This is a genomic window from Massilia sp. CFBP 13721 (assembly GCF_014842025.1).
In the GTDB taxonomy this organism is placed as follows: Bacteria; Pseudomonadota; Gammaproteobacteria; order Burkholderiales; family Burkholderiaceae_D; genus Telluria.
Window position 1 is genome coordinate 1 of the sequence record NZ_JACYUY010000045.1, and the last position, 21,865, is coordinate 21,865.

General features: G+C 64.7%; 18 protein-coding genes. 4 read left to right on the forward strand and 14 right to left on the reverse strand.

What is annotated here, in order from left to right; genetic code table 11:
• Positions 1–400 precede the first annotated feature (400 nt).
• The 3 genes from IFT60_RS25695 to adh form a co-directional block, all read right to left on the reverse strand.
• The gene (locus IFT60_RS25695; protein ID WP_229511195.1) at positions 401–1,570 is read right to left on the reverse strand and encodes a porin; all 1,170 of its coding nucleotides are present in this window, start codon (positions 1,568–1,570) and stop codon (positions 401–403) included.
• Between the two features lie 172 nt (positions 1,571–1,742).
• Positions 1,743–2,147, reverse strand: a complete 405-nt coding sequence (locus IFT60_RS25700) for a DUF779 domain-containing protein (RefSeq protein WP_192056940.1) — start codon at positions 2,145–2,147, stop codon at positions 1,743–1,745.
• Positions 2,148–2,231: 84 nt separating this feature from the next.
• Positions 2,232–3,752, reverse strand: a complete 1,521-nt coding sequence (gene adh, locus IFT60_RS25705) for an aldehyde dehydrogenase (protein WP_192056941.1) — start codon at positions 3,750–3,752, stop codon at positions 2,232–2,234.
• 359 nt (positions 3,753–4,111) lie between these two features.
• Here adh and IFT60_RS25710 point away from each other — a divergent pair, with 359 nt between their 5' ends.
• Entirely contained in the window at positions 4,112–6,265 is a 2,154-nt protein-coding gene (locus IFT60_RS25710; RefSeq protein WP_192056942.1) for a TonB-dependent receptor family protein, read from the forward strand.
• A gap of 185 nt (positions 6,266–6,450) precedes the next feature.
• On the opposite strand, the gene IFT60_RS25715 is transcribed toward IFT60_RS25710, so the two are convergent.
• Together IFT60_RS25715 and IFT60_RS25720 are read right to left on the reverse strand one after the other, a co-directional pair.
• Complete coding sequence (locus IFT60_RS25715; RefSeq protein ID WP_374001299.1) at positions 6,451–7,941, reverse strand: DUF3482 domain-containing protein; 1,491 nt, start codon at positions 7,939–7,941, stop codon at positions 6,451–6,453.
• Positions 7,942–8,009: 68 nt separating this feature from the next.
• Positions 8,010–9,497: a DUF2868 domain-containing protein gene (locus tag IFT60_RS25720; protein ID WP_192056944.1), complete on the reverse strand. Its 1,488-nt coding sequence runs from the start codon at positions 9,495–9,497 to the stop codon at positions 8,010–8,012.
• A 359-nt stretch (positions 9,498–9,856) separates the two neighbouring features.
• Here IFT60_RS25720 and IFT60_RS25725 point away from each other — a divergent pair, with 359 nt between their 5' ends.
• From IFT60_RS25725 to IFT60_RS25735, 3 genes are read left to right on the forward strand one after another with little or no spacing between them, the layout of a single operon-like run.
• Positions 9,857–11,863 carry a sigma-54-dependent Fis family transcriptional regulator gene (locus tag IFT60_RS25725; protein ID WP_192056945.1) on the forward strand — a complete coding sequence of 669 codons (2,007 nt, stop codon included), beginning with the start codon at positions 9,857–9,859 and terminating at the stop codon, positions 11,861–11,863.
• 3 nt (positions 11,864–11,866) lie between these two features.
• On the forward strand, positions 11,867–12,457 hold the full coding sequence (locus IFT60_RS25730) for a cytochrome b (RefSeq protein ID WP_192056946.1): 591 nt from the start codon (positions 11,867–11,869) through the stop codon (positions 12,455–12,457).
• Positions 12,458–12,510: 53 nt separating this feature from the next.
• Positions 12,511–13,413, forward strand: coding sequence for a beta-propeller fold lactonase family protein (locus IFT60_RS25735; protein WP_229511208.1), 903 nt, complete (start codon positions 12,511–12,513; stop codon positions 13,411–13,413).
• Positions 13,414–13,461: 48 nt separating this feature from the next.
• Here the strand turns inward: IFT60_RS25735 and IFT60_RS25740 are convergent, their stop codons facing one another.
• The 9 genes from IFT60_RS25740 to IFT60_RS25780 all read right to left on the reverse strand — a co-directional run bounded on the left by IFT60_RS25740 (position 13,462) and on the right by IFT60_RS25780 (position 21,655).
• Positions 13,462–14,460, reverse strand: a complete 999-nt coding sequence (locus tag IFT60_RS25740) for an ATP-grasp domain-containing protein (protein WP_197986473.1) — start codon at positions 14,458–14,460, stop codon at positions 13,462–13,464.
• Between the two features lie 48 nt (positions 14,461–14,508).
• A complete protein-coding gene (locus tag IFT60_RS25745; RefSeq protein ID WP_192056948.1) occupies positions 14,509–15,456 on the reverse strand; it encodes a hypothetical protein in 948 nt (315 codons plus the stop codon).
• A complete protein-coding gene (locus IFT60_RS25750) occupies positions 15,453–16,394 on the reverse strand; it encodes a quinoprotein dehydrogenase-associated putative ABC transporter substrate-binding protein (RefSeq protein ID WP_192056949.1) in 942 nt (313 codons plus the stop codon). Before IFT60_RS25750 ends, IFT60_RS25745 begins: the two co-directional genes overlap by 4 nt.
• Positions 16,391–16,741 (reverse strand): c-type cytochrome, encoded by a 351-nt coding sequence (locus IFT60_RS25755; protein WP_229511213.1) that lies wholly within the window; start codon positions 16,739–16,741, stop codon positions 16,391–16,393. Before IFT60_RS25755 ends, IFT60_RS25750 begins: the two co-directional genes overlap by 4 nt.
• A gap of 145 nt (positions 16,742–16,886) precedes the next feature.
• Entirely contained in the window at positions 16,887–18,692 is a 1,806-nt protein-coding gene (locus IFT60_RS25760; RefSeq protein WP_192056951.1) for a methanol/ethanol family PQQ-dependent dehydrogenase, read from the reverse strand.
• Between the two features lie 232 nt (positions 18,693–18,924).
• Positions 18,925–19,278, reverse strand: coding sequence for a hypothetical protein (locus tag IFT60_RS25765; protein WP_229511209.1), 354 nt, complete (start codon positions 19,276–19,278; stop codon positions 18,925–18,927).
• 57 nt (positions 19,279–19,335) lie between these two features.
• Entirely contained in the window at positions 19,336–19,914 is a 579-nt protein-coding gene (gene gfa, locus IFT60_RS25770; protein ID WP_192056952.1) for an S-(hydroxymethyl)glutathione synthase, read from the reverse strand.
• A gap of 49 nt (positions 19,915–19,963) precedes the next feature.
• Entirely contained in the window at positions 19,964–21,070 is a 1,107-nt protein-coding gene (locus tag IFT60_RS25775; protein WP_192056953.1) for an S-(hydroxymethyl)glutathione dehydrogenase/class III alcohol dehydrogenase, read from the reverse strand.
• A 291-nt stretch (positions 21,071–21,361) separates the two neighbouring features.
• Positions 21,362–21,655 (reverse strand): hypothetical protein, encoded by a 294-nt coding sequence (locus IFT60_RS25780; protein WP_192056954.1) that lies wholly within the window; start codon positions 21,653–21,655, stop codon positions 21,362–21,364.
• Between the last annotated feature and the right edge of the window lie 210 nt (positions 21,656–21,865).

Below are 21,865 nucleotides of genomic sequence, written 5' to 3' on the forward strand. Positions count from 1 at the left end.
TACTGACCGTCATCTCATTGCTGAGACAACGCTTAATACTTTTGTGAACATTTGATAATTTAAGTAATCAAGAACCGAAGCTCTTGGCACCTTCATCAAACGCCCACACTTATCGACTGTTAATTTTTAAAGAACTTTATTCGGTACTGCCTTGCTGCGTTCTGCGAATCGTTTTGTTCGCCAGCAGCAGAGAGATGAGATTATGCAGTGTTTCGCGATCTTCGTCAACTCCTTTTTTGCTACACCGCAGTATTTCGCGGCCACCTGTCGTTGCTTCAACTACTTGATTTCGTTGTCGTTTCAACCGGGCCGCGTAGGCGGAGGCGAATTATAGCGAACCCTGTTCGTAGCCTGCAAGGGCTTTTTTGCCCCTCTCCTCCGACAGGGTCCAGCCTGCCCTTCAGAAGAAAATGATGCCGCCCAGGGCGACGCCATTCATCTTGTCGCGTGGACCGGCGAACGCCTTCGAGCGGGTCTGTCCGGCTTCCGCTACCAGGGTAATCGCACTGTTGAGGGCATAGTAGGCGCCGAGGGTGACGTTGGCGTTCGATTTCAGGCCTCCGGTGCCGGCGGCATCGTTGCTGTTCTCGCTGCGGCCATAACTCAGGCCCAGCTTGACCTGCTCGGTTACCTTGTAGGTTCCCTGCACCAGGACATGGGAACTGCGCACTCGCCCCTGGTCGGCATCGGACAGGATACCGAGCCCGGTGCCGGCCTGGAAGTTTACCAATGCGCCCAGTGGTCCCGCCTGGTACAAGGCGCCGATCTCGAATGCACGCATGGTCAGGTCGGGCGTGCCCGCCACCAGCGGATCGAAGCGTTGCGCCTTGCCGCCGAGCCAAGCCTTGATATCGCCCAGCTTGTACGTCAGCTGTGCCTGGAACTGCGGTGTCGACGCGGAGGTATAAGCGGAAGGGGCGACGACCGGCGTGTCGTGTACCGGGCTCATGAGACCGAGGTCGACACTGAATCCGCCGCCCAATGTCGGGGTGGTGTAGGCAACCTGCCCGTAATGGTTCAGGTAGGCATAGCCGGCGCCGATATGGCCGAGTGCGACGCGGCCGCGCTGGGTCGCCTGCACGGGTGCGCCGACGCCCATCAGGGTCATGTCGTTGAGAATGGCATTGGCGCCGAAGATGCCATAGTCGCGCCCCAGCTTGACCGTGCCGAGGCCGGCGTTCCCGAAGGTAAAGAAAGCCTGACGCACGTCGACCCCGCTATTGGCCGAGATCGCACTGTCGGTGGCGGTGTGGGCATAGATGCCGATCAGCGCCTTGACGTCGTAACCACCCAGCTGCGATGCCGCGGAAGTAACCAGTCCGCTGGGCAGCAGGCCGTTGCCGACCGTCGTGCGGCTGTCGCGACCGCCGCAGCCGAGCGCTTCGCCACCCAGCGCCAGCCCGCCGACCTGGGCGCCCGAGCAATCGACGAAGGTGTAGTAGGCGTTGACGTTGCCGCCGATTGACACCGTCCAGTCGCCCGCCTTGATGTCGACCGCCGCCGCCGGCTGCATGCATGCCAGCGCACCGAGCACGCCTGCCGCGTAAGGGAATACAAGCCGCTTGTTCATCGCCGTCTCCTTGATCGGTTATGTTGTACGCATCAAGTGATGCAACCGACAGCGATGGCAAATCTCGTGCCCATCCATATCCGGGCCGCCTGCGGGGCTACGACAGGGCTGAAGCGGGCTGTTATCTCATCGGGGTGCGCAAAAACTGATCAGTTCACAGTGAATGGATGAGTCAACTGTGCTGTTGGCGGGGCGTCGTACTCGACGGTATGGAGTCGCGCAAAGCGTCCGATTCCTCGTCGGTAAACAAACGCGACCGCGTGAGAAAGCGGCGTCCGGTGCCGTTATCGAGCGAAAACATGCCGCCATTGCCAGCGACGACGTCGATGATCAGCTGGGTGTGTTCCCAATAGGCGAACTGTTCGCTGCCCATATAGAAGGGCGTGCCGTCGAGGTCGCCGAGGTGGACATCGGTGTCGCTCAGGTTGAACTCGCCCGCCGGGTAGCACATGGGCGCGCTGCCGTCGCAGCAGCCGCCGGACTGGAAGAACATCAATGGACCGTGGCGTTGCTGCAGCTCGTCGATGAAGCCGAGGGCGGCGGGCGTTGCGGTTACGCGAGCGGGCACAGGCGCCATACACCACCTCCGAAACTGTAGTAAAAAAACTCCGAAATCAAATAATAAGTGGCGCAACCGGGCTGGCCGCGCCACCCGCACCGTTCAGAAGAACCCGAGCGCTTTCGGGCTATAACTCACCAGCAGGTTCTTGGTCTGCTGGTAATGGTCGAGCATCATCTTGTGGTTCTCACGCCCGATGCCTGACTGCTTATAGCCGCCGAACGCGGCATGCGCTGGATACAGGTGGTAGCAGTTGGTCCAGACGCGGCCGGCCTGGATCGCACGGCCCATGCGGAAGGCGCGCGAGGCGTCGCGCGTCCACAGCCCGGCGCCGAGCCCGTACAGGGTGTCGTTGGCGATGCGCAGCGCATCGGCTTCATCTTTGAACGTCGTGACCGACACCACCGGCCCGAAGATCTCTTCCTGGAAGATGCGCATCTTGTTATCTCCCTTGAACACGGTCGGCTGCACGTAATAGCCGCCGCCCATGTCGCCTTCCAGCGCCTTGCGTTCACCGCCGGCCAGCACTTGCGCGCCTTCCTGGCGGCCGATGTCGAGGTAAGACAGGATTTTTTCCAGCTGCTCCTGCGAAGCCTGGGCGCCGATCATGGTCGACGCATCGAGCGGGTTGCCCTGCTTGATGGCGGCGACCCGCGCCAATGCGCGCTCGATGAAGCGCTCGTAGATCGATTCCTGGACCAGCACGCGCGACGGGCAGGTGCAGACTTCTCCCTGGTTCAGCGCGAACATGGCAAAACCTTCCAGGCACTTGTCGAAGAATTCGTCGTCCGCATCCATGACGTCGGCAAAGAAGATGTTGGGCGACTTGCCACCCAACTCCAGCGTGACCGGGATCAGGTTCTGTGCGGCGTACTGCATGATCAGGCGCCCGGTGCCGGTCTCGCCCGTAAACGCGATCTTGGCGATGCGTTTATTCGATGCCAGTGGCTTGCCCGCCTCCAGCCCATAACCGTTGACGATGTTCACCACCCCGGGCGGCAGCAAGTCGCCGATCAGTTCCATCAGCACCATGATCGAGGCCGGCGTCTGCTCGGCCGGTTTCAACACGACGCAATTGCCGGCGGCCAGGGCCGGCGCCAGCTTCCACACCGCCATCAGGATCGGAAAATTCCACGGGATGATCTGGCCGACCACGCCGAGCGGCTCATGGAAGTGGTAAGCGTAGGTTTCATGGTCGATCTGGGCGATCGAACCCTCTTGCGCACGGATGGCGCCGGCAAAATAACGGAAATGGTCGATCGCCAGCGGAATGTCGGCGGCGGTGGTTTCGCGGATCGGCTTGCCGTTGTCGATGGTCTCGGCGGTGGCGATCAGCGCCAGGTTCTGTTCGATGCGGTCGGCGATCTTGTTGAGGATATTGGCGCGCTCGGCCGGCGAAGTCTTGCCCCAGGCTTCTTTCGCTTCGTGGGCGGCGTCCAGCGCCAGCTCGATGTCTTCCGCGCTCGAGCGGGCGACTTCGCAGAACGGCTGGCCGGTGATCGGCGTGACGTTGGCAAAATACTCGCCCTTCACGGGCGCTACGAAGCGCCCGCCGATGTAATTGTCGTAGCGTTGCTTGAAGGGATTGGCGACGCCGAGCTTGCTGATGTCTGCGAGATTCATGTCATCCTCTTTATTTGTCGTGATGGACCGTTACAGCAGACCATTGCTGCAGCGGGCGTGTCGAAGCACGCCATCGGGCGTCGCAAGCACCGTGCCACCCCGGCGCCGCAGGAGACGGACACGTTGTGCTCACCGTTTCTGGCACACCTGCTCAAAATTGGAACAGTATTGACAAGCTGCCTCGATACACCTGCCGAGGACGTACCGGCCGCGCCGGCGTTCAGTTGGCGGACTCCATGCAAGCCCCATGCCACCGGCGTGCGCACCTGTTTCAGGGATGGCAGGTATATTGCTTGTCGAATTAGTACGACCTTGCTGGTGCGCAGTGCCCGAGGTGCTATCGACAACATGGAGAAACAATGACGCAACACGCATTTCGCTTGAACGCGATCGCCGCCCTGTGCGCCTGCTGGCCACTGGCGGTGCTTGCGGCAGGTCAGCCAGCCAACGAGCCCGCCGACGAGCCCACCACAACCCAGCAGGGACCAATGAACGTGGTCGTGGTCACCGGCAGCCGCAGCGAACACGCCAGCTTCGACTTGCCGGCCGCGATCGACGTGATCGACGCCAGCCAGATCCGCGACACCCAGCCGCGCGTGAACGCCTCCGAGGCGCTGGCCGCGGTGCCGGGGCTGGTGGCGCGCGACCGCCAGAATTACGCCCAGGATTTGCAGATCTCCTCGCGCGGCTTCGGCGCCCGCTCGGCATTCGGCGTGCGCGGCGTGCGCCTGATCGCCGACGGCATCCCGGCCACCATGCCCGACGGCCAGGGCCAGGCCGCCACCTTCAATCTCGACATGGCCGAACGCATCGAAGTGCTGCGCGGCCCCTTCTCCGCCCTCTACGGCAACCACTCGGGCGGCGTCGTGCAACTGTTTACGCGCGATCCGAAAGGACCGCCGTCGATCGAAACCAGTGTCTCCGCCGGCAGCTACGGCATGCGCAAGTTCGACCTCAACGCCCAGGGCGAAAGTAACGGCATCGGTTACCTGATCGACGCCTCGCGCTTCGACACCGACGGCTTCCGCGACCACGGCGCCGCCCGCCGCGACCAGGCCTATGCCAAGCTGACGATGGCGACCTCGCCCACCAGCCGCCTGGTGCTGACCGCCAGCGGCCTGCGCCAGGACGACACGCAAGATCCGCTCGGCGTCACCTGGGCCACCTACCAACGCGATCCGCGCGCCGGCGAGATCGACACCACCGATACGGTGACGCCACAGCGCACCCTGGCCGAGCGCTACAACACCCGCAAGAGCATCGACCACAAGCAGGCCGGCCTGACCTGGGAACAGCGCTTCGGCGCCAACCGCCTGCAAGTGACCGCCTATGGCGGCAACCGGCGCGTGGTGCAGTACCAGTCGTTCTCGCGCGGCTTCCAGGCGCCGCCGACCCACTCCGGCGGCGTGGTCGATTTTGATCGCGACTTCCTCGGCCTCGACGTCAATTGGCGCGACGTGCGCGAACTGGCCGGCGGCACCCTGCGCACCACGGTCGGCATCGATAGCGGCCGCTCGACCGATGCGCGCCAGGGCTTCGAGAATTTCGTCGGCACCGAATTTGGCGTGCGCGGCAACCTGCGCCGCGATGAAGAAAACAAGGTCAGCAACATCGATCCCTACCTGCAGGCGGAATGGGAACGCGAGCAATGGGTCGTGACCGCCGGCCTGCGCCACAGCCGCGTGAAATTCGACGTCGCCGACTATTACCTCTCGAACGGCAACGACAGCGGCGCCGTGCGCTACAACCACACGACGCCGCTGGTGGGCGTGCTGTACAAAGTCTCGCCGACGCTGAACGTGTATACCAGCGCGGCGCGCGGCTTCGAGACGCCGACCCTGAATGAAGTGTTTTATTCGGGCAGCGGCGCCGGCTTCAATTTCAATTTGCAGCCGGCCACCAGCACCCACCTGGAAGCGGGCATCAAGGCTTTTATTGGCAGCAACATGCGCGTGAACGCCGCCCTGTTCCAGGTGAAAACGCAGGACGAACTGGTGGTCGACGTCTCCAGCGGCGGTCGCACCAGCTACCGCAACGCCAGCGCGACCTTGCGCCAGGGCGGAGAACTGTCGCTCGACGCCGACCTCGGCGCCGGCTGGAGCGCGAAGCTGGCGCTCTCGGCGCTGCGCGCGATCTACGACGAAGGGTTTGGCACGGTGCCGGAGGGCAGCCGCCTGCCGGGCGTGCCCAGGACCAGCTTCTATGGCGAACTGGGCTGGAAGGAAGCCAATGGACGCTACGGTGCGGCGCTGGAGACGATCGCCAACGGTCGCGTGTTTGCCGAGGACACGAATACCGCGCAGCCGGCGCCGGGGTACGGGATTGTCAACCTGCGCGCGCAGGCGAAGCAGGAGTGGAGCGGCTGGACGATCAAGCAGTTCGCGCGCCTGAATAATGTGTTCGACAAGCAGTATGTGGGGTCGGTGATCGTCGGGGATGCGAACCGGCGGTTTTATGAAGGGGCGCCGGGGCGGAACTGGGTGCTGGGGGTGAGTGGGCAGTATCAGTTTTAAAAGGAAGCGCCGATATCGGTCGTTTCGCGATGGATCCGGCGATAACGATCGACGCGTGGGCGGGAAATCAGTCCCCCAGACTGATTTCCCCCGCCCACCCTACAGCCCTCCGCTCAGCGTCAACATAACTCGAAGGGATGTAAGGTGTGCGGGTCCCCCGCCCACGCGTTCAACGATCGCAAGAATTACACGGTAGCTGGCACGTCCTTCCCAAGCAGCGCAGCCGTAGCACCCGGATACAGCCGCGCCAGCGTCGCATCCGTCGCCGGCTTGACCAGCGCGAACACGCGTGCCGCCGCCGCATGCAGGTCGGGCGCGGCGCGCACTTCCTGCCACAACCTCGTCGCCAGCTCGCCCTGTGCCCCGAGCGCAGCCTCGACTTCGGCCTGCCAGAAAGCCGGCGCTTCGCTCTCGACGTAATTGCCGCGCCCGCGTCCGAAATGGGCCACCGCCAGGTAGCGCAGCACGGCGCCTACCAGCAGCGTCTGCAAAAAGGCGTCGGCGAACTGCACGCCCGGCTTGTCGCTGTCGTTGCGCTGGTTAAAACCCCAGGCGGCGCCGGCCGCCGTCAGGCCGCCGACCAGGGCGCCCAGCAGCGCCCCACCGCCCAGGGTCAGGCCGCCCGCCATCAGGTCGGCCGACAGGCCGGTCGCCGCGCCCGACACCACCGCGCCCAGCAGGCCGGCCTGCGCCTTGTCGATCGGCGCGCGCACGGCGAAGTTTTCGCGCACGCGCGTGTTGATCAGCGTCGCTTCGCCCGGGTCGACCTTGTGCAGCACCAGCATGCGCATGGTCGCCTTGTTGATCTCTCCGTTCAGGCGGTCGACCAGCGCCGCCATCGCCACTTCCTGGCGCCCCTGCTGGTCCTTGCTCAGCCCCACCGCCTTCAAGGCGCTGCGCAGGAAGCCGCCGCCCTGTTCGGTTACCGGCTGGCTATCGCGCGCGGCCGCGGCCACTTGTTCGGCGCAGATGCGCAAGGCGCTGGCGTATCGCTGGCGGTTATTCTCCTCCCAGGTCGTGCGCAGGCGCGCATAACCGGCCTGCTTTTCGGGCGCGACCAGCGGCGCGACCGCCTCGTAGAACACGTGTTCGTGCACCCAGCAGCGGGCAAAGGCGTCTAGCGCCAGCACCTCGCGCACGACCGCGAAGCGAGACAGGTGGCGCTTCCACTCCCCCTGCTCGGCGCCCTCGGCCGCCCCCGTGCGCGGCGGCCCCATCTGGTTGAGCAAGACTACCACCGGTTTGCCGAGCCATTCGAGGATGTTCATCTCTGCAGGTAGATAGCCGGCGTCGCCTGGAAGTTCCGACGAATTGACGAGGTACAGCACGATATCGGCTTCGTCTTTGGCCGCGCGCAAAGCCTGCTGGCTGAGCCAGAACGGACGGTCGCGGTAGCGGTCGAACACTTCGCGCAAGAACCAACCGATCGGATTGCCCGCCAGCGCCAGCCGTTTTAGCAAGCGCACCGAATCGCCGAAACCGGGGGTGTCCCACAGCAGCAGGGTGTCTCCCACAGGCGTGGTTTGCAGCGGATGCGCTTCGGCAAAGGTGGTCACATGGGCGGCGTCGCGCACCTCGCCCACGTCGGCGCCGACCAGGGTGCGCGCCAGCGTGGTCTTGCCGTTGTTGGTGTGCGAGACCAGCGCGAACTGGATTTTGACAGGGGTGTCTGCCACCGGCTTGTCCAGTGGCGCGTGCGGTGGCTCGTGCGGTGGCTCATTTAACGGTTTCTTCAGCAAATCAGTCATCGCAACTCCGGCAAGGCCAGCCCCGCACCGAGTTCGATCGGGTGTTTATTCGGGTCGACCAGGTTCACCACCGTGGCGGCGGTGCCGTGGAAACTGCAGAACTGGCGCCACAGGGCGATGCGCTCGGCCACGCGCGCTTCCAGGCCGGCCTGGCCGGCGCCGCGTTCGGTCAGGCTCGATTCGTCCAGCAACACCGCGACGCCGCGTTTGCTGTGCTTGACCAGGACGTCGAGGAAGGCGCCGTGGTTTTCCTTTTCCGGCGTTGCCGCCAGGCTGAACAGGGCGGCGGTGACGGTCACGCCGGCGTCGTCGAAGGGCGTGTCGCCCAATGCTGCCTGCGGCTCTTCGCCATACGGCACCGTCGGGCGCAGCAGCACGCGCGCCTGGGCGCCGAGGGCCATCGCCGCCACCGTCCACAGGCCGCGGTCGCGCGCTTCGTCGAGCGTAAAACTGTAGGGCAGCACGCGCAGCACGGCGGGCGTGCCGGCGCCGATGCTGTCGGCCAGGCGGCGGAAGTATGGATGTTCGAGTTCGAGCGGGAAGCGGCGTGCCAGACGGCGCGCACGCCAGCCGGCGATTGCCGCCAGCACCAGGCGCGGCAGCACGACCAGCAGCAGGATGGTGGCGCCATACAGATGCACCCAGCGCTCGCCGCCGGCCGCAGATGTGTTAGCGCCGGCGCTGAAGCGCAGCGATTCGATGTCGGCCAGCGTAAACCCCTGCAGTTGCGGGAACAGCAGCAGCACCGGTGCGAACAGCCAGGACAGCAGGGTATGGACCTGGGTCGCGTCCAGGAAAGTGCTTTCCCAGCCGGCCACGTACTGGGTCAGCATGCCGCGTGCGTACAGCGACAGCACCGCGCCAAGGGCGAATGCCGCCGCTGCCAGGTGCACGGTGCGCGCCAGGCGCGCGCGTGTGAGCGGTTCGCTCAGCACGGCCCACTCGGCCATGAAGTTGGTAATGCCGGTGGCGAGCGCGCCCGGCAGTTTACGGGGCATGGCGGCCTTGCCGACACTCAGGCGGCGCAATAGCCCCTGCCCGGCCGGGGCGCCCTTGCGGCCCGGGATCAGCGCCAGCACTAGCAGCACCAGGTACACCAGCAGGTTCCAGCCGATGATGAACAACAATGGCGCCGACAGCAGGTCGACCCGGTGCGGATCGGCGATGCGGTCGAGCAGTGCGCCGGCGACCAGCGCCAAGACCGGCAGCGCCGCCCAAAAGCCGGGCAAGCCCAGACCGCGGCGCTGGAAGCTGGCAAAGGCCGGCGTGCGCTCGGCCAGGCGCTTAAGGATCTGCTCCGAGCGCTGCTCGAGAAAATGTTCCTGGGTAACCGCGGCCTTGCTGTCGGCCGCCTGCCATGCGGCCAGCTCGCGTGCACTGCGGCTGGCGTACTTGCGGTCGTCTTCGCTCAGCACCTGGTGGCCGGTATCGGCGCTTTCGATCGCGCGTACCAGCACGACCCGTCGTGCAACCTGTTCGTTCATGCTCGTCCTGTTTTATTGGATTGCCAACATCGTCACCCTGATTGTGCACCAGTTTCCCGTTCGACCCCAGCACGGCCCGCCGCGCGACCGCGCCAATCCGGATGGACATGACCATTAATTCGGCCTTCAGTTCCATGCGATAGCAGCTTGGCTGATGCCGGTCTGAAGTTGCGCCATGCGGGCTGCATACAGAGCCGGCGAGTATTCAAAAATAATGAAATCTGGCCGACAATCGGACGGTTGGACGGTGTATTCTCCACAATAGATGGGGTGTCAAACTCACAAAACAGTCCATAAAGCGGCAGTCGCCGGCAGCACCACCAGCAGCGCCGGCCCTCGTTGCGGACGCAGGAGACAGCATGTCGAAGTTTGCCGTGGAACACGTCAAGCGTGTCCATTCGGTCGTCCACGACCGTCTGGGCGCCGATCGCATGGGGTCCGGTAACCGGATCACCCGCTCCTGGATTCGTTGTCTCAACGAATACCAGCTCAATCCCGACAGCTGCGCCGAACCCGAAGTGGTTGCGCCAGTCGAACTGCAGGAACGGCAAGAACGGCTGGCCGACGTGCAAGCCGTCGCCAAGGTCGAGATGGCCAACCTGTACCAGCAACTGGCCGGCTCTGGCTACGCCATCATGCTGACCGACCGCGAAGGCGTTCTGCTCAATTATTTTGGCGACCCGGCGTTCACCCATGCCGCCTCCAGGACCGGCCTGATGCAGGGCGCGGTCTGGAGCGAGCGCGTGCAGGGCACCAACGGCATGGGCACCTGCCTGGTCGAACGGCGCCCGATCACCGTGCACCAGGACGAACACTACCTGTCGCGCAATATCGGCCTCTCGTGCGCCGCGGCCCCGATCTTCGACCATGGCGGCGAGCTGGTCGGCGTGCTCGACGCTTCCGGCGAATCGCGCCTGGCCCAGCAGCACACGCTGGCCCTGGTCAGCATGTCGGTGCAAATGATCGAGAACCGGGTGTTCCTGAACCAGTTCCGCCACGACTTCATCCTGCGCTTCCATAACCGGCCCGAATTTGTCGGCACCCTGAGCGAAGGCGCCATTGCCCTGTCCATCACCGGCACCGTGCTGGCCGCCAGCCGCGCGGCGTTGTCGCTGCTCGGCTACACCCACCCGGCCGAGATCGTCGGGCGCGACGTTTGCGAACTGTTCAACATTACCTTTCCCGGCCTGGTCGACAGCAGCGTGCGGCGCGCCTACCACCCGGTACCGATCTTCGAGGTGCGCAGCAATGCGCGCTTTTTCGCCGTCATCTACCAGCCGGTGGCCAACAGCAGCGCACGGCGCCTGGTGCGCGCCGACAGTGCCCAAGCGCAGCCCGCGGCCAGCGCGCTCGATGCGCTGCACCTGGGCGACCCGGCCATGCGTGCCAATGTCGAGACTGCCAAACGGGTGATGGAGCGCAACGTCGCCGTCGTGCTGCTGGGCGAAACCGGCAGCGGCAAGGAGCGCTTTGCGCGCGCCATGCACTTGTCCGGCAGCCGCGCCACCCGGCCTTTTGTCGCAATCAATTGCGCCTCGATTCCCGAGTCCCTGGTCGAGAGCGAACTGTTCGGCTATCGCGCGGGCGCGTTCACCGGCGCCAGCAAAGAGGGGCAACGCGGCAAGTTGCTGCAGGCAAATGGCGGCACCCTGTTCCTCGACGAGATCGGCGACATGCCGGTGGCCCTGCAGGCCAGGCTGCTGCGGGTGCTGGAAGAACGCGAAGTGGTGCCGCTCGGCGGCGAGGCGCCCGTCAAACTCGACATCCGCCTGATCAGCGCCACCCATTGCGACCTCGTACAAAAGATCGAGAGCGGTTCCTTCCGCGAGGATTTGTACTATCGCCTGCAGGGCGTTACCTTCACCCTGCCGCCGCTGCGCGAACGCCTCGACCGCGGTGCCCTGATCCGTCAGCTGGCGCTGGAAGAAAGCGATGCCGGTTGTCCGGTCGAGATCGACGACAGCCTGCTGGCCCTGCTCGAGCGGCAACGCTGGCCCGGCAACCTGCGCCAGCTGCGCCACCTGCTGCGCACCATGATCGCGCTGCGCGAATCGGACCGCCTCACCGCCAACGACTTGCCGCCCGAATACCGGCACAGTATTAGCAACATGGCCGCTGCCGATGCGCCGGCTGCCGAGCCGGCCTCTGCTTCTGCCTCCCCTTCTGCCGCCGCGCCCGGCGCCAAACCCGGTGCCGGTCTGAACCCCTTCGAGTGCGCGGAACGCGAAGTACTGCTGCAGGAACTGAAACGCCATCAATGGAACCTGAGCGGCGTTGCACGCGACCTGAATATCAGCCGCAACACGCTGTACCGCAAACTGCAGCGCCTGAACATCGAGCATCCGGACAAGTCGCTGTTTCATTGAATCATGGTTGCTGCCGCCTACCCCCGCTACACCACGGTCGCGATCGTCCTGCACTGGCTGATCGCGCTGCTGCTGCTCGGCCAGTTCGCATTTGGCCTGGCGCTGGAAGATATCCCGCGCGGCACGCCCGCGCGCGGCTATTACGTCAACCTGCACAAAAGCAGCGGCATCCTGATCGGCTTGCTGATCCTGCTGCGCCTGGGCTGGCGCCTGACGCACAGGCCGCCGCCGTTGCCGGAGACGACGCCGGGCTGGCAGAGGACGGCCGCCAGGATCTCCCACATCCTGCTGTACGCCTGCATGCTGGCCCTACCGTTGTCGGGCTATCTCGCCTCCAATTTCAGCAGGCACGGCATCAAGTTTTTCAATGTCGTGCACTGGATGCCCTGGGGGCCGGACGACAAGACCTGGTACGCCATTTTCAACGGCACCCATCACCTGGCCGCGCTGCTGCTGGCGCTGCTCGTTACCGTGCATGTGCTGGCCGTTGCCAAGCACATGCTGATCGATCGCGACGGTTTGCTGCTGCGCATGTGGCCGTGCCGCGGCAAGCCTGCCGGCCAGGTACCCGCCCATCAGCCTGTGGAGAATTGATCGTTATGTCTTTATTGCCCCGTCTTACCGCTGCCCTCGTCCTTGCGGGGGCGTTGCCCTTGCCTCTGCTGGCGGCGCCCTTCGCCTACGTACCGAACGAGGGATCGGCGACGATCTCCGTGATCGACACCGCCACCGACCAGGTCGTCAATGAACTGCCCGGCGGCTCCAAGCCGCGCGGCCTTGCCGTCGGCGGCGACGGCCGCTGGCTGTACGTCAGCGACCAGCCGAACAACCGCCTGCAGCTGGTCGAACTCGGCGCCCGCAAGCTGGGCGCCACGGTAGCGCTGGGCGAGTCGCCGGAAGGCGTGTCGATCTCGCCGGACGGGCGCTGGGTGATCGCGGCGATCGAGGGCAAGAACGAGATCGCGGTGCTCGACACGCGTACCCGCACGCTGGCGTTTTCGCTCCCCGTGCACGGCAAGAATCCGGAACACGCGGTGTTCAGCCCGAACGGCCGGCTGGTGTTCGTCAGCGCCGAGGAAGGCGATGCCGTCGACATCCTCGATTTCGCCAGCCGCAAGCAAGTCGCCCAGGTCGCCGTAGGCGCGCGCCCGCGCGGCATCGGTTTCCTGCCGGACAGTAGCCGCGCCTATGTCGCCACCGAGAATGCCAACGAAGTCTTCGTCATCGACACCACCAGTTTCGCCATCGTCGCGCGCATCAAGGCGGGCTTGCGTGCCAACGGCATCGCGGTGCACCCGAGCGGCAAGTTCGTGTACGTGTCGAACGGCGGCGACGCCAACGTGTCGGTGATCGACACCGCCAGCAACCAGGTGGTGGCGACCGTGCCGGTCGGCCAGCGCCCTTGGAACATGGCGCTCACACCGGACGGCAAAAAACTGTATGTCGCCAATGGCCGTTCGAACAACGTCAGTGTGATCGACACCGCCAGCCGCACCAAGCTGCGCGACATCGCGGTGGGCAAGCTACCGTGGGGCGTGGTGATCAAATAGGCTTGTGCGCCGGGGCGGCGCCGTCCGCCCTGCTGTTCAGACTCAGGTTCAGGCGCCGGCGCCGGCGGGAAAACTGTCGACGTCGACGCTGACCGCGCGGCGCCCGGCGGGCGGCGCCGGCATCGCGGCCGGACCTTTCAGTAAATCGATCACCAGGCCGGCCGGGTTGCAGCCGATCGAGGCGTGCAGTCCGGCATACGCCGCCGTCAGGCGCGGGTTGACGTCGAGGACCACCGCGCCGCGTGCGCCGAGAATGACGTCCACCCCCACATAGCCCCACAAGGTCGGCAGCGCCGCCGCCACCTGCTGCGCCAGCCGCTCGAGGGCGCCGTCGGCATCGGACAGTCCGTTGACGGTACTGCCCAGGAAGTGAAAGCGGTTGTCGCGCACCGCCACCCGTTCGTGGTTGCGCGCCAGCAGGCGCGCGGCGCCGTCGCAGCAGATCAGCGACAGGCTGCAGAGTTTACCGGCAACGAAGGGTTGCAGGACATATCCCTGCGCCGCGCTGGTGCGGATCCATGCGAGGGCTGAGGCACGGTCGCTGAACAGGCGGGTATCGAGACAACCGGATCCATCCTCGGGCTTGACGACCCAGGCGCCGTCGCCGTCGGGCAAGGCAGCGTGCGGCCGATAGGTCGGCACGGTGGCGACGCCACCCTCGGCCAGCGCCCGCGCCACCTTGAGCTTGCTCGCGGCGACGCGCACCGCGCCCGGCGCGCTGCCCAGCAGGATGCGCTTGCCGCGCAAGATGTCGCGCGACAGGCTCTCCAGTAAGCCCCCGGATTCGGGCGCCAGCGGCCAGACCGCATCCGCCGCCTGCACGCAGCTGGCGAAGCGTTCCGTAAACGATTGCGCCGGCGCGGCTCCCGCCTCGGGTGCGCACAGGGTCGCCATCGTGCACACTTCGACGTCCGGCAAGGCGGCGAGGTCGGCCAGCAGGGCGTCGAACAGCATCGCCCCCTGCTGCGTGAACGAGCGCGGCAGGGCACGCGTCACCGCACCGCCCTCCATCACATAATCGAAAGCAAACACTTTCAGGGGCGCCATCGTGTGCCTCCGGCTGATTCCACGTCCAGGCAAGCTGCCCCGCCTGGCTCAGCGCCTGGGAGCGGCAACCTTCACCAGGGTGAGCGTCTCGTCGATGGCGGGTATCGGCGGCGCCGCGGGCGCCCCAGGTGTGCCAGGTACGGCGCCCGGCTGCGCCGCACCTGGCGCTGCCGGGGTTCCCGCCGCGGAGACCGCCGCACCGGGCTCCACTTTTTTGGTTCCGGCTGCGCCTGGTTTGGCGGAGGGCGACGTCACGGCACCGGGCGGAGCGGCGCCCGGCGTAGCGACGCCCGGCTTGGGCACAGTGGGCGCCGCTGCGCCCTGCCCTGCCGCGCGCGCCACTACCGTGCCTGGCGCCGTCCGGCCAGCATTCGCCAGCGAGGTGCTTACCTGATAGAGGCCGCCAGGTACGTCGTCGCTGAAGACAAAGGTGTACGTCTTGCGCACATAGTTCTCGAAGCGCGCATGCAGCGGATCGTCGAGGTAGGGCTGGATGCGCACGGCCTGCCCCTCGACGGTCTTGCCCTGCCAGGTGATGCGCTGCGGCGTGACCTGCGCGCTGTTGGCCAGCGCCATCCGGATGCGCTTGCGGAAATAGGTGACGGAGCCGCCGGTCAGGCGCTTCATTTCGGCAATGTCGTGCTCGAGAAAGCCGAGCAGCACCGGATTGCCGTGCGCATCGTCGATCTCGGGCAACTCGCGTCGGCGCTTGCCGCTCAGGAAGTGCAAGGTCGCATGCACCTGCCCTTTGCTGCGTGTGACCTCGAGTTCGACGCTGTCGGTGAACGCCGCCTCGACATTGCTGTGCTTGCTGAATTGGTAGACCAGAGTGGCGGGCTGCATCTTCGCCAGGTGGTCGGTTTCGAACAACAGGGTTTCGGCGGGCGACACCGGCTGGGCGCCGGCCGCGCCGCCGTACAACACCCCGGCGGCGACAGCAATGCGCAGGCACGCGCCGGCGCGCGTGGCCAGGCGGCATGGTGACGTGCGGCTCATGGCATCTTCGCCGCTGGGGCTGCTGCCGAGGCTGCTGTTGCAGATGCGGCGGCGGTTGGTGCGGCCGTGTCTTGCAACGCCAGTTCCGGCACACCGTACTGCGCGAGGATCGCGTGGATCTTCGCCGCATTCGCGACGATCAGCTGGTCGATGCGCTGGCGGAAATCCTTGTCGGCGTGGCGTACCGCCATGGCGATCTCGAAATCGAATTTCATGCCGGGCTTTGATGCCAACGGAATGGCGACGATCGGCGCGGCGCGTGCATTCCGGGCGAAGTAGCCGGCAATCGGCCCCCAGGCAAAGGCGACGTCGAGCTTGCCGCTGGCCAGGTCTTTTTCGACGATTTCACCGGGATACTGTTCGGCGTCGCCGGTCTGGCTCTGGTACCAGGACACTTGCTCCATCAGGTCGTTTTGCAGCAGCCAATCGGTGACGGGCGAGCCGGCAAATGCACCGATGCGCAGCTTCTTGCGTTGCGCCGCGTCGAGCGCCAGTAAATCATCGAGGCTGCGCACCCGGTCCAGTCCCTTGCCTTTCACGTAGGCCATGGCATAGCTGGAACGGTAATACGGCCGTGTGGTCGCGGCCATGTCGAATCCCTTGGGAACACCGGTGACCAGGTCGCATTTGTAGTGGTCGGCATTTTCCTCCTTGGCACGCAAGGTATTGCGTATGAAACCCATCCGCTGCGGGAACCAGGCGTGCTCCAGCTTCCAGCCCAGCTGCTGCGCAAACAGGGCGGCGATCTTGTTCTCGAAGCCGGCCAGGGCCTGGTTGGACAGCGGCAGGTTGTTCGGGTCCTGGCAGACCCGCAGTACCTTGTCGGCGCCGGGCTCGATGGTGGGTTGCGCGCCGGCCAGGCCCGCGGCGAGCGCGCAGGCGCCCCCCGCCAGCCATGCCCAAGACCTGGTGCGCCGCGCTGTCGCCCGCCGCCTCATTTGCCGATCTCCTGCAGGCGGCCCGGTTCGATGGCGCCGTCCGAGCGTCCCTTCAGGTAGGCGTACAGGTTGTCGATGTTTTCGCTGACCATCTTGCTGGTATCGAAATTCGGCATGCCTTTCTCTATACGGCCCTTCAACACGACTTGCTTGAATTCCTCCTTGCTGAGCACGCGCAGGCTGTTTACCAGCGAGGGACCGACCATGCCTTCCTGGGCCGCGCCATGGCAACGCTCGCACGCCATGGCGCGCCAGGTTTTCCAGCCGCTTAGGGTTTGCCCATCGACCTTATTGCCTTCCGCTACCTTGTAGGGCGCCGTATCGGCCGCCGACGCAATTCCGGACATCGCCGCCAGGGTCCAGCATGCGGCGGCGAGCACTGCTTTTTTCGTGAGTCTGTTCATTATCCATTCCTGGCAAGCGAGGTACGGCCGCCGGTATGCCCGGCAACCGTCCTCAATTCAACTACACGGCATCGACGATGGGTGGCGATCAGCGGTCAGGCAGGGTGAACACGGTCAGCACGCCGCCGAGTTCGGTGTACTTGGCCAGGTCCTTGTAGCCGCCCACCGCCCCCAAGCCCTCGGTGCCCTTGGTCAGGCCGGCCGCGAGGCCGATACCGGCCCAGCCGCCAATACCCGACAGCACGCCGATGTATTGCTTGCCCTTGTATTCCCAGGTGTGGACGTTGCCGATGATCCCGGACGGGGTCTTGAACTTCCACAGTTCCTTGCCGTTGAGGTCGACCGCCTTGATATGGCCTTCCAGGGTGCCGTAGAACACCACGTCGCCCGCCGTCGACAGCGCGCCGCTCCACACCGAGAATTTTTCCGGTTTCGACCAGACGATCTTGCCGGTGCCGGCATCCCAGGCGATGAAGTTACCCAGGCCGCCATGGCTGTTCGGCGCGGCGTACATCGAGAGGGTCGAGCCGACATACGGCTGGCCGGCGGTGTACTCGATCTGGAATGGCTCGTAGTCCATGCAGACGTGGTTCGTCGGCACATAGAACAGGCCGGTCTTGCGGTTGAAGGTGGCCGGCTGCTGGTCCTTGGTACCGAGCGCCGAGGGGCAGATACCCTTCGAATTGAAGTCCGGCCCGTTCTTGTCGGTGCTGTACTTGGCCACGACTTGCGGCCGGCCGCTCTTCATGTCGACGTGGGTGGCCCAGTTGACCTTCGGATCGAATTTTTCGGCCACCAGCAGTTCGCCGCTGACGCGGTCGAGCGTGTAGCCGAAGCCGTTGCGGTCGAAGTGCACCAATGCCTTGCGCGGCTGGCCCTTGACCTTGATGTCGGCCAGGATCATTTCGTTGACGCCGTCATAGTCCCACTCGTCGTGCGGCGTCATCTGGTAGACCCATTTTGCCATCCCGGTGTCGAGGTCGCGCGCGAAGATGGTCATCGACCATTTGTTGTCGCCCGGACGCTGGCGCGGATTCCAGGTGCTCGGGTTGCCGGTGCCGTAATAGACCAGGTTAGTCGCCGGGTCATAGCTGTACCAGCCCCAGGTGGTGCCGCCGCCCAGCTTCCACTGGTCGCCCTTCCAGCTTTTCAGCGAGGAGTCGGGGCCGATCGGCGCCATCTTGCCGTCGGTCCAGGTCATGGTCTTGGCGGGATCGACGATCATCTCGGCGTCGGGCCCGGTGCTGTAGGCTTTCCACAGGATCTTGCCGGTGTTCATGTCGTGCGCCGTGACGCGGCCGCGCACGCCGAACTCGCCGCCGCTGATGCCGGTCAGGATCTTGTCCTTGAACACGTGCGGGGTATTGGTCGTGGTTTCGCCGATTTTCGGATCGCCGACCTTGTTCTTCCACAGTTCGGCGCCGGTCTTGGCATCGAGCGCGACCAGGGTGGTATCGGCCTGCTGCAGGAAGATCTTGCCGTTGGCGTAGGCGACGCCGCGGTTGACGGTATCGCAGCACATCACCGGGATCACGGTCGGGTCTTGCTTGGGCTCGTATTTCCAGCGGATGCTCTGGTCTTCCAGCGCGATGGCGAAGACCTTGTTCGGGAAGGGGCTGTGGATGTACATCGTGTCGCCGATGACCAGCGGGCCGCCTTCGTGGCCGCGCAGCACGCCGGTCGAGAAGGTCCAGGCGACTTGCAGGTTCCTGGCGTTCTTGCTGTTGATCTGCTTGAGTTCGCTGTACCGGTGATTTTCGAAGTTACCGGATTGCATGGCCCAGTTCTTCGGGTCCTTGGTCAGCTGTTCGACGTCGGAGGTGGCGGCGAAGGCAGGAGCGGCAGCCAGCGCCAGGCACGGCCACCAGCGGCTGAGTCTTGTGGAAAATGACATGGTTAAGTCTCCTATGGTTTTTATGAGCGGTGCGACCTGGTCAGGCTTCCATTTTCAACAGGCGGGTAGCCCCACCATCAACACAGCACTTAGCGTGCCAGTGCAACTGCAAGGGTGTGCCATGCGGCCCCGCCCCAGGACGGCGAGCGCAGCGTGACACCGTGTTCAACATTCGTGACAGTCGCCGGGCGACGTGTGCCATCCGTGACGCAAGCCGGGCGGCACAGCGGTCTCAACGCTGCGGTACCTGGCACGCCTTGTTGGCGCTGGCCTGGAGCGTCCGGTACTTGCCTGCCATGTCCTTGACCGGCACCGGATCGCGGAACAGCGCCCCGCGCTCGCCCGCCAGGGTCTGGTTGCGCAGGGCGGTGGCCATCGTCACGTAATCGTCATAGGGCATCTGTTTGGCGATGTGATCGATGACGCAGGAGCATTTATAGAGGTACTCGTACTTGCCCTCGTGTTTTTGCATGCACTCGAGCACGTACTCGACCCGGTCGCTGGTCGGGTAATCGTGGGCCTGGGCGGCCAGGGGCGCGAGCAGGGCCGCGAGCACGGCTGTCGCCCGTAAAAGGTGATGCTTCATCTTGTCTCCAATATGCTGGCGCAGCGGCCCGGCAGTGGGCCGCCATTTCTCGCGTCGTCACGCGTTATTCAGTACACCGCGCGTCTTGGCGACATGGGTCGAGATCGCGTCCATCAGCGCCGGCGACAGGGCGTCGTAGGGCGGCAGGCCGATCTCGCTCAAGCGCGCACGGACCGCGCCCATGTTTTCGGGAGGCGCACCCGATTCGATGATCGACGAGACGAAGGCGGCAAATTCCGGCGCGGCCCAGCCGCTTTCCTTCGACAGTTCAGTGTGCACGAAGTCGAGTCCATAAAAGGCGTGGCCGGTGTTTTCGATGCGGCCGTACATGTGCACGCCGCAATCGCGGCAGGCATGGCGCTGGATCGTGGCGCTCGGGTCGACGACCTGCAGCTTGTCTTCGTTGGCGGTGACCCGCACATTCTCGCGACTGACCACTGCCACCTGCGAAAACAGCGCGCCGGCCGGCTTCCAGCACTTGCTGCAGCCGCAGACGTGGTTGTGCGCGACTTGCCCCTTGATCTCGACCGTGACCGGATTGCTGGCGCACAGGCAAGTCAGGGTGCCGCCGGCAAAGCCGGATGCTGCCCGTTTCATGCCGTCGACGGCCGGATGAATATTGACTTCAGTACTCATGATCGCTCCTCCCTGTTGATTGGAATGGACTGCGTGGTATGGACTGCGGCTAGTACAGCACTACCGAGCGGATCGACTGCCCGCTCTTCATCAGCTCGAAGCCTTCGTTGATGCGCTCGAGCGGCAAGGTGTGGGTGATCAGGTCGTCGATGTTGATCTTGCCGTCCATGTACCAGTCGACGATTTTCGGCACGTCGGTGCGTCCGCGTGCGCCGCCAAAGGCGGAACCCTTCCATTGGCGCCCGGTCACCAGCTGGAATGGCCGGGTGCTGATTTCCTGGCCGGCGGCGGCAACGCCGATGATGAAGGACTGGCCCCAGCCTTTATGGGTGCATTCGAGCGCCTGGCGCATCACCTGTGTGTTGCCGATGCACTCGAAGGAGAAGTCGGCGCCGCCATCGGTCAGCTGCACGATGTGGTCGACGATGTTGTCCACTTCGGTCGGGTTGACGAAATGGGTCATGCCGAATTTGCGGGCGATCTCGACCCGGCCGGGGTTGATGTCGACGCCGATGATCTTGTCGGCGCCGACCATGCGCGCGCCCTGGATCACGTTCAGGCCGATCCCGCCCAGGCCGAAGACGACGACGTTCGCGCCCGCTTCCACCTTGGCCGAGAACACGACGGCGCCGACGCCGGTGGTGACGCCGCAGCCGATATAGCAAGCCTTGTCGAAAGGTGCGTCTTCACGGATTTTCGCCAGCGCGATTTCGGGGACGACAATGTAATTGGAAAAGGTCGAGGTGCCCATGTAGTGGAACAGCAGCTGGCCGTCGAGCGAAAAACGCGACGTCGCATCGGGCATCAGGCCGCGGCCCTGGGTCGAGCGGATCGACTGGCACAGGTTGGTTTTACGGGACAGGCAGAATTTGCATTGCCGGCATTCCGGGGTGTACAGCGGAATCACGTGGTCGTCGCGCTTGACCGAGGTGACGCCGGGCCCGGTTTCAAGCACGACGCCGGCGCCTTCATGGCCGAGGATGGCGGGGAAAATGCCTTCCGGGTCGGCACCGGACAGGGTGTAGTAATCGGTATGGCAAATCCCGGTGGCCTTGATTTCGACCAGCACCTCGCCGGCACGCGGTCCTTCCAGGTCGACTTCGGCAATGGATAAAGGGGCTCCCGCTTTCCACGCAATGGCTGCTCTCGTTTTCATGGCATCTTTCTTGTCGATGAGGTCCGCCTTGGTGGCGGACGGGTTGGAAACGGTGTGCCGGGTGCGCTGTCGCTCCGAAACTGCAACAAGCGCGTCCTTGCCTGTTCCGCTCGGGTGACAGGTGTTCCACCGTCGTCACCGCAACACGGCGCAGGCGGCGCCTGGCGCACGCAGATGGACAAGAATGCAAGGGGCGTGCCACACCGCCGACGGTACTGGCCGGCAGGTGGGCAGCGGTGAGGAAAGAGTTTCTTACAGGGTAGCGGGAGCCTGGTACGTGCGCCTGGTGCCTCAATGCCGGCCGCGGCCATACCCGCCGCCATGACGGTAGCCGCCGTGGTAGCCGCCGCGATAGCCACGATAATGACCCCGGTACGAATGATGATTGCGGTAGTAGCCGTAACCGAAGTTCAGCGCGACGGGAGGCCCGACATAGGTGGGGTAGCCGTAATAGGCCGGATAGCTGTAGCTGGGGTAATAGGTATCGTAGGCGTATGGCGGGGCGTACACGCAGCCGCCGAGACCGGCGGCGAGCAGCAATGCGGCGGCCAGCCGTCCTGCCCTGCGTGTTCTTGATATGTCCATGACCAGTCCTTTCCGAACTGTGAACCTGTATTCAGTGTAGTTCTGGAAATGGAATTTGCAATGTGATGTGGTGCCGGCTGGCTGCTGTACGAAACCATCGAACGAAAAAAAACCCGCTCAGATCACTGAGCGGGTTTTTTCTTTATAACTAGCCTGACGATAACCTACTTTCACACTGGTTGCAGCACTATCATCGGCGCAAAGTCGTTT

Excerpts from the sequence above, each read along its gene's own strand:
- IFT60_RS25695 (WP_229511195.1), bottom strand. The coding sequence starts at position 1,570 with ATGAACAAGCGGCTTGTATTCCCTTACGCGGCAGGCGTGCTCGGTGCG.
- IFT60_RS25700 (WP_192056940.1), bottom strand. The coding sequence starts at position 2,147 with ATGGCGCCTGTGCCCGCTCGCGTAACCGCAACGCCCGCCGCCCTCGGC.
- adh (WP_192056941.1), bottom strand. The coding sequence starts at position 3,752 with ATGAATCTCGCAGACATCAGCAAGCTCGGCGTCGCCAATCCCTTCAAG.
- IFT60_RS25710 (WP_192056942.1), top strand. The coding sequence starts at position 4,112 with ATGACGCAACACGCATTTCGCTTGAACGCGATCGCCGCCCTGTGCGCC.
- IFT60_RS25720 (WP_192056944.1), bottom strand. The coding sequence starts at position 9,497 with ATGAACGAACAGGTTGCACGACGGGTCGTGCTGGTACGCGCGATCGAA.
- IFT60_RS25725 (WP_192056945.1), top strand. The coding sequence starts at position 9,857 with ATGTCGAAGTTTGCCGTGGAACACGTCAAGCGTGTCCATTCGGTCGTC.
- IFT60_RS25730 (WP_192056946.1), top strand. The coding sequence starts at position 11,867 with ATGGTTGCTGCCGCCTACCCCCGCTACACCACGGTCGCGATCGTCCTG.
- IFT60_RS25740 (WP_197986473.1), bottom strand. The coding sequence starts at position 14,460 with ATGGCGCCCCTGAAAGTGTTTGCTTTCGATTATGTGATGGAGGGCGGT.
- IFT60_RS25745 (WP_192056948.1), bottom strand. The coding sequence starts at position 15,456 with ATGAGCCGCACGTCACCATGCCGCCTGGCCACGCGCGCCGGCGCGTGC.
- IFT60_RS25750 (WP_192056949.1), bottom strand. The coding sequence starts at position 16,394 with ATGAGGCGGCGGGCGACAGCGCGGCGCACCAGGTCTTGGGCATGGCTG.
- IFT60_RS25755 (WP_229511213.1), bottom strand. The coding sequence starts at position 16,741 with ATGTCCGGAATTGCGTCGGCGGCCGATACGGCGCCCTACAAGGTAGCG.
- IFT60_RS25760 (WP_192056951.1), bottom strand. The coding sequence starts at position 18,692 with ATGTCATTTTCCACAAGACTCAGCCGCTGGTGGCCGTGCCTGGCGCTG.
- IFT60_RS25765 (WP_229511209.1), bottom strand. The coding sequence starts at position 19,278 with ATGAAGCATCACCTTTTACGGGCGACAGCCGTGCTCGCGGCCCTGCTC.
- gfa (WP_192056952.1), bottom strand. The coding sequence starts at position 19,914 with ATGAGTACTGAAGTCAATATTCATCCGGCCGTCGACGGCATGAAACGG.
- IFT60_RS25775 (WP_192056953.1), bottom strand. The coding sequence starts at position 21,070 with ATGAAAACGAGAGCAGCCATTGCGTGGAAAGCGGGAGCCCCTTTATCC.
- IFT60_RS25780 (WP_192056954.1), bottom strand. The coding sequence starts at position 21,655 with ATGGACATATCAAGAACACGCAGGGCAGGACGGCTGGCCGCCGCATTG.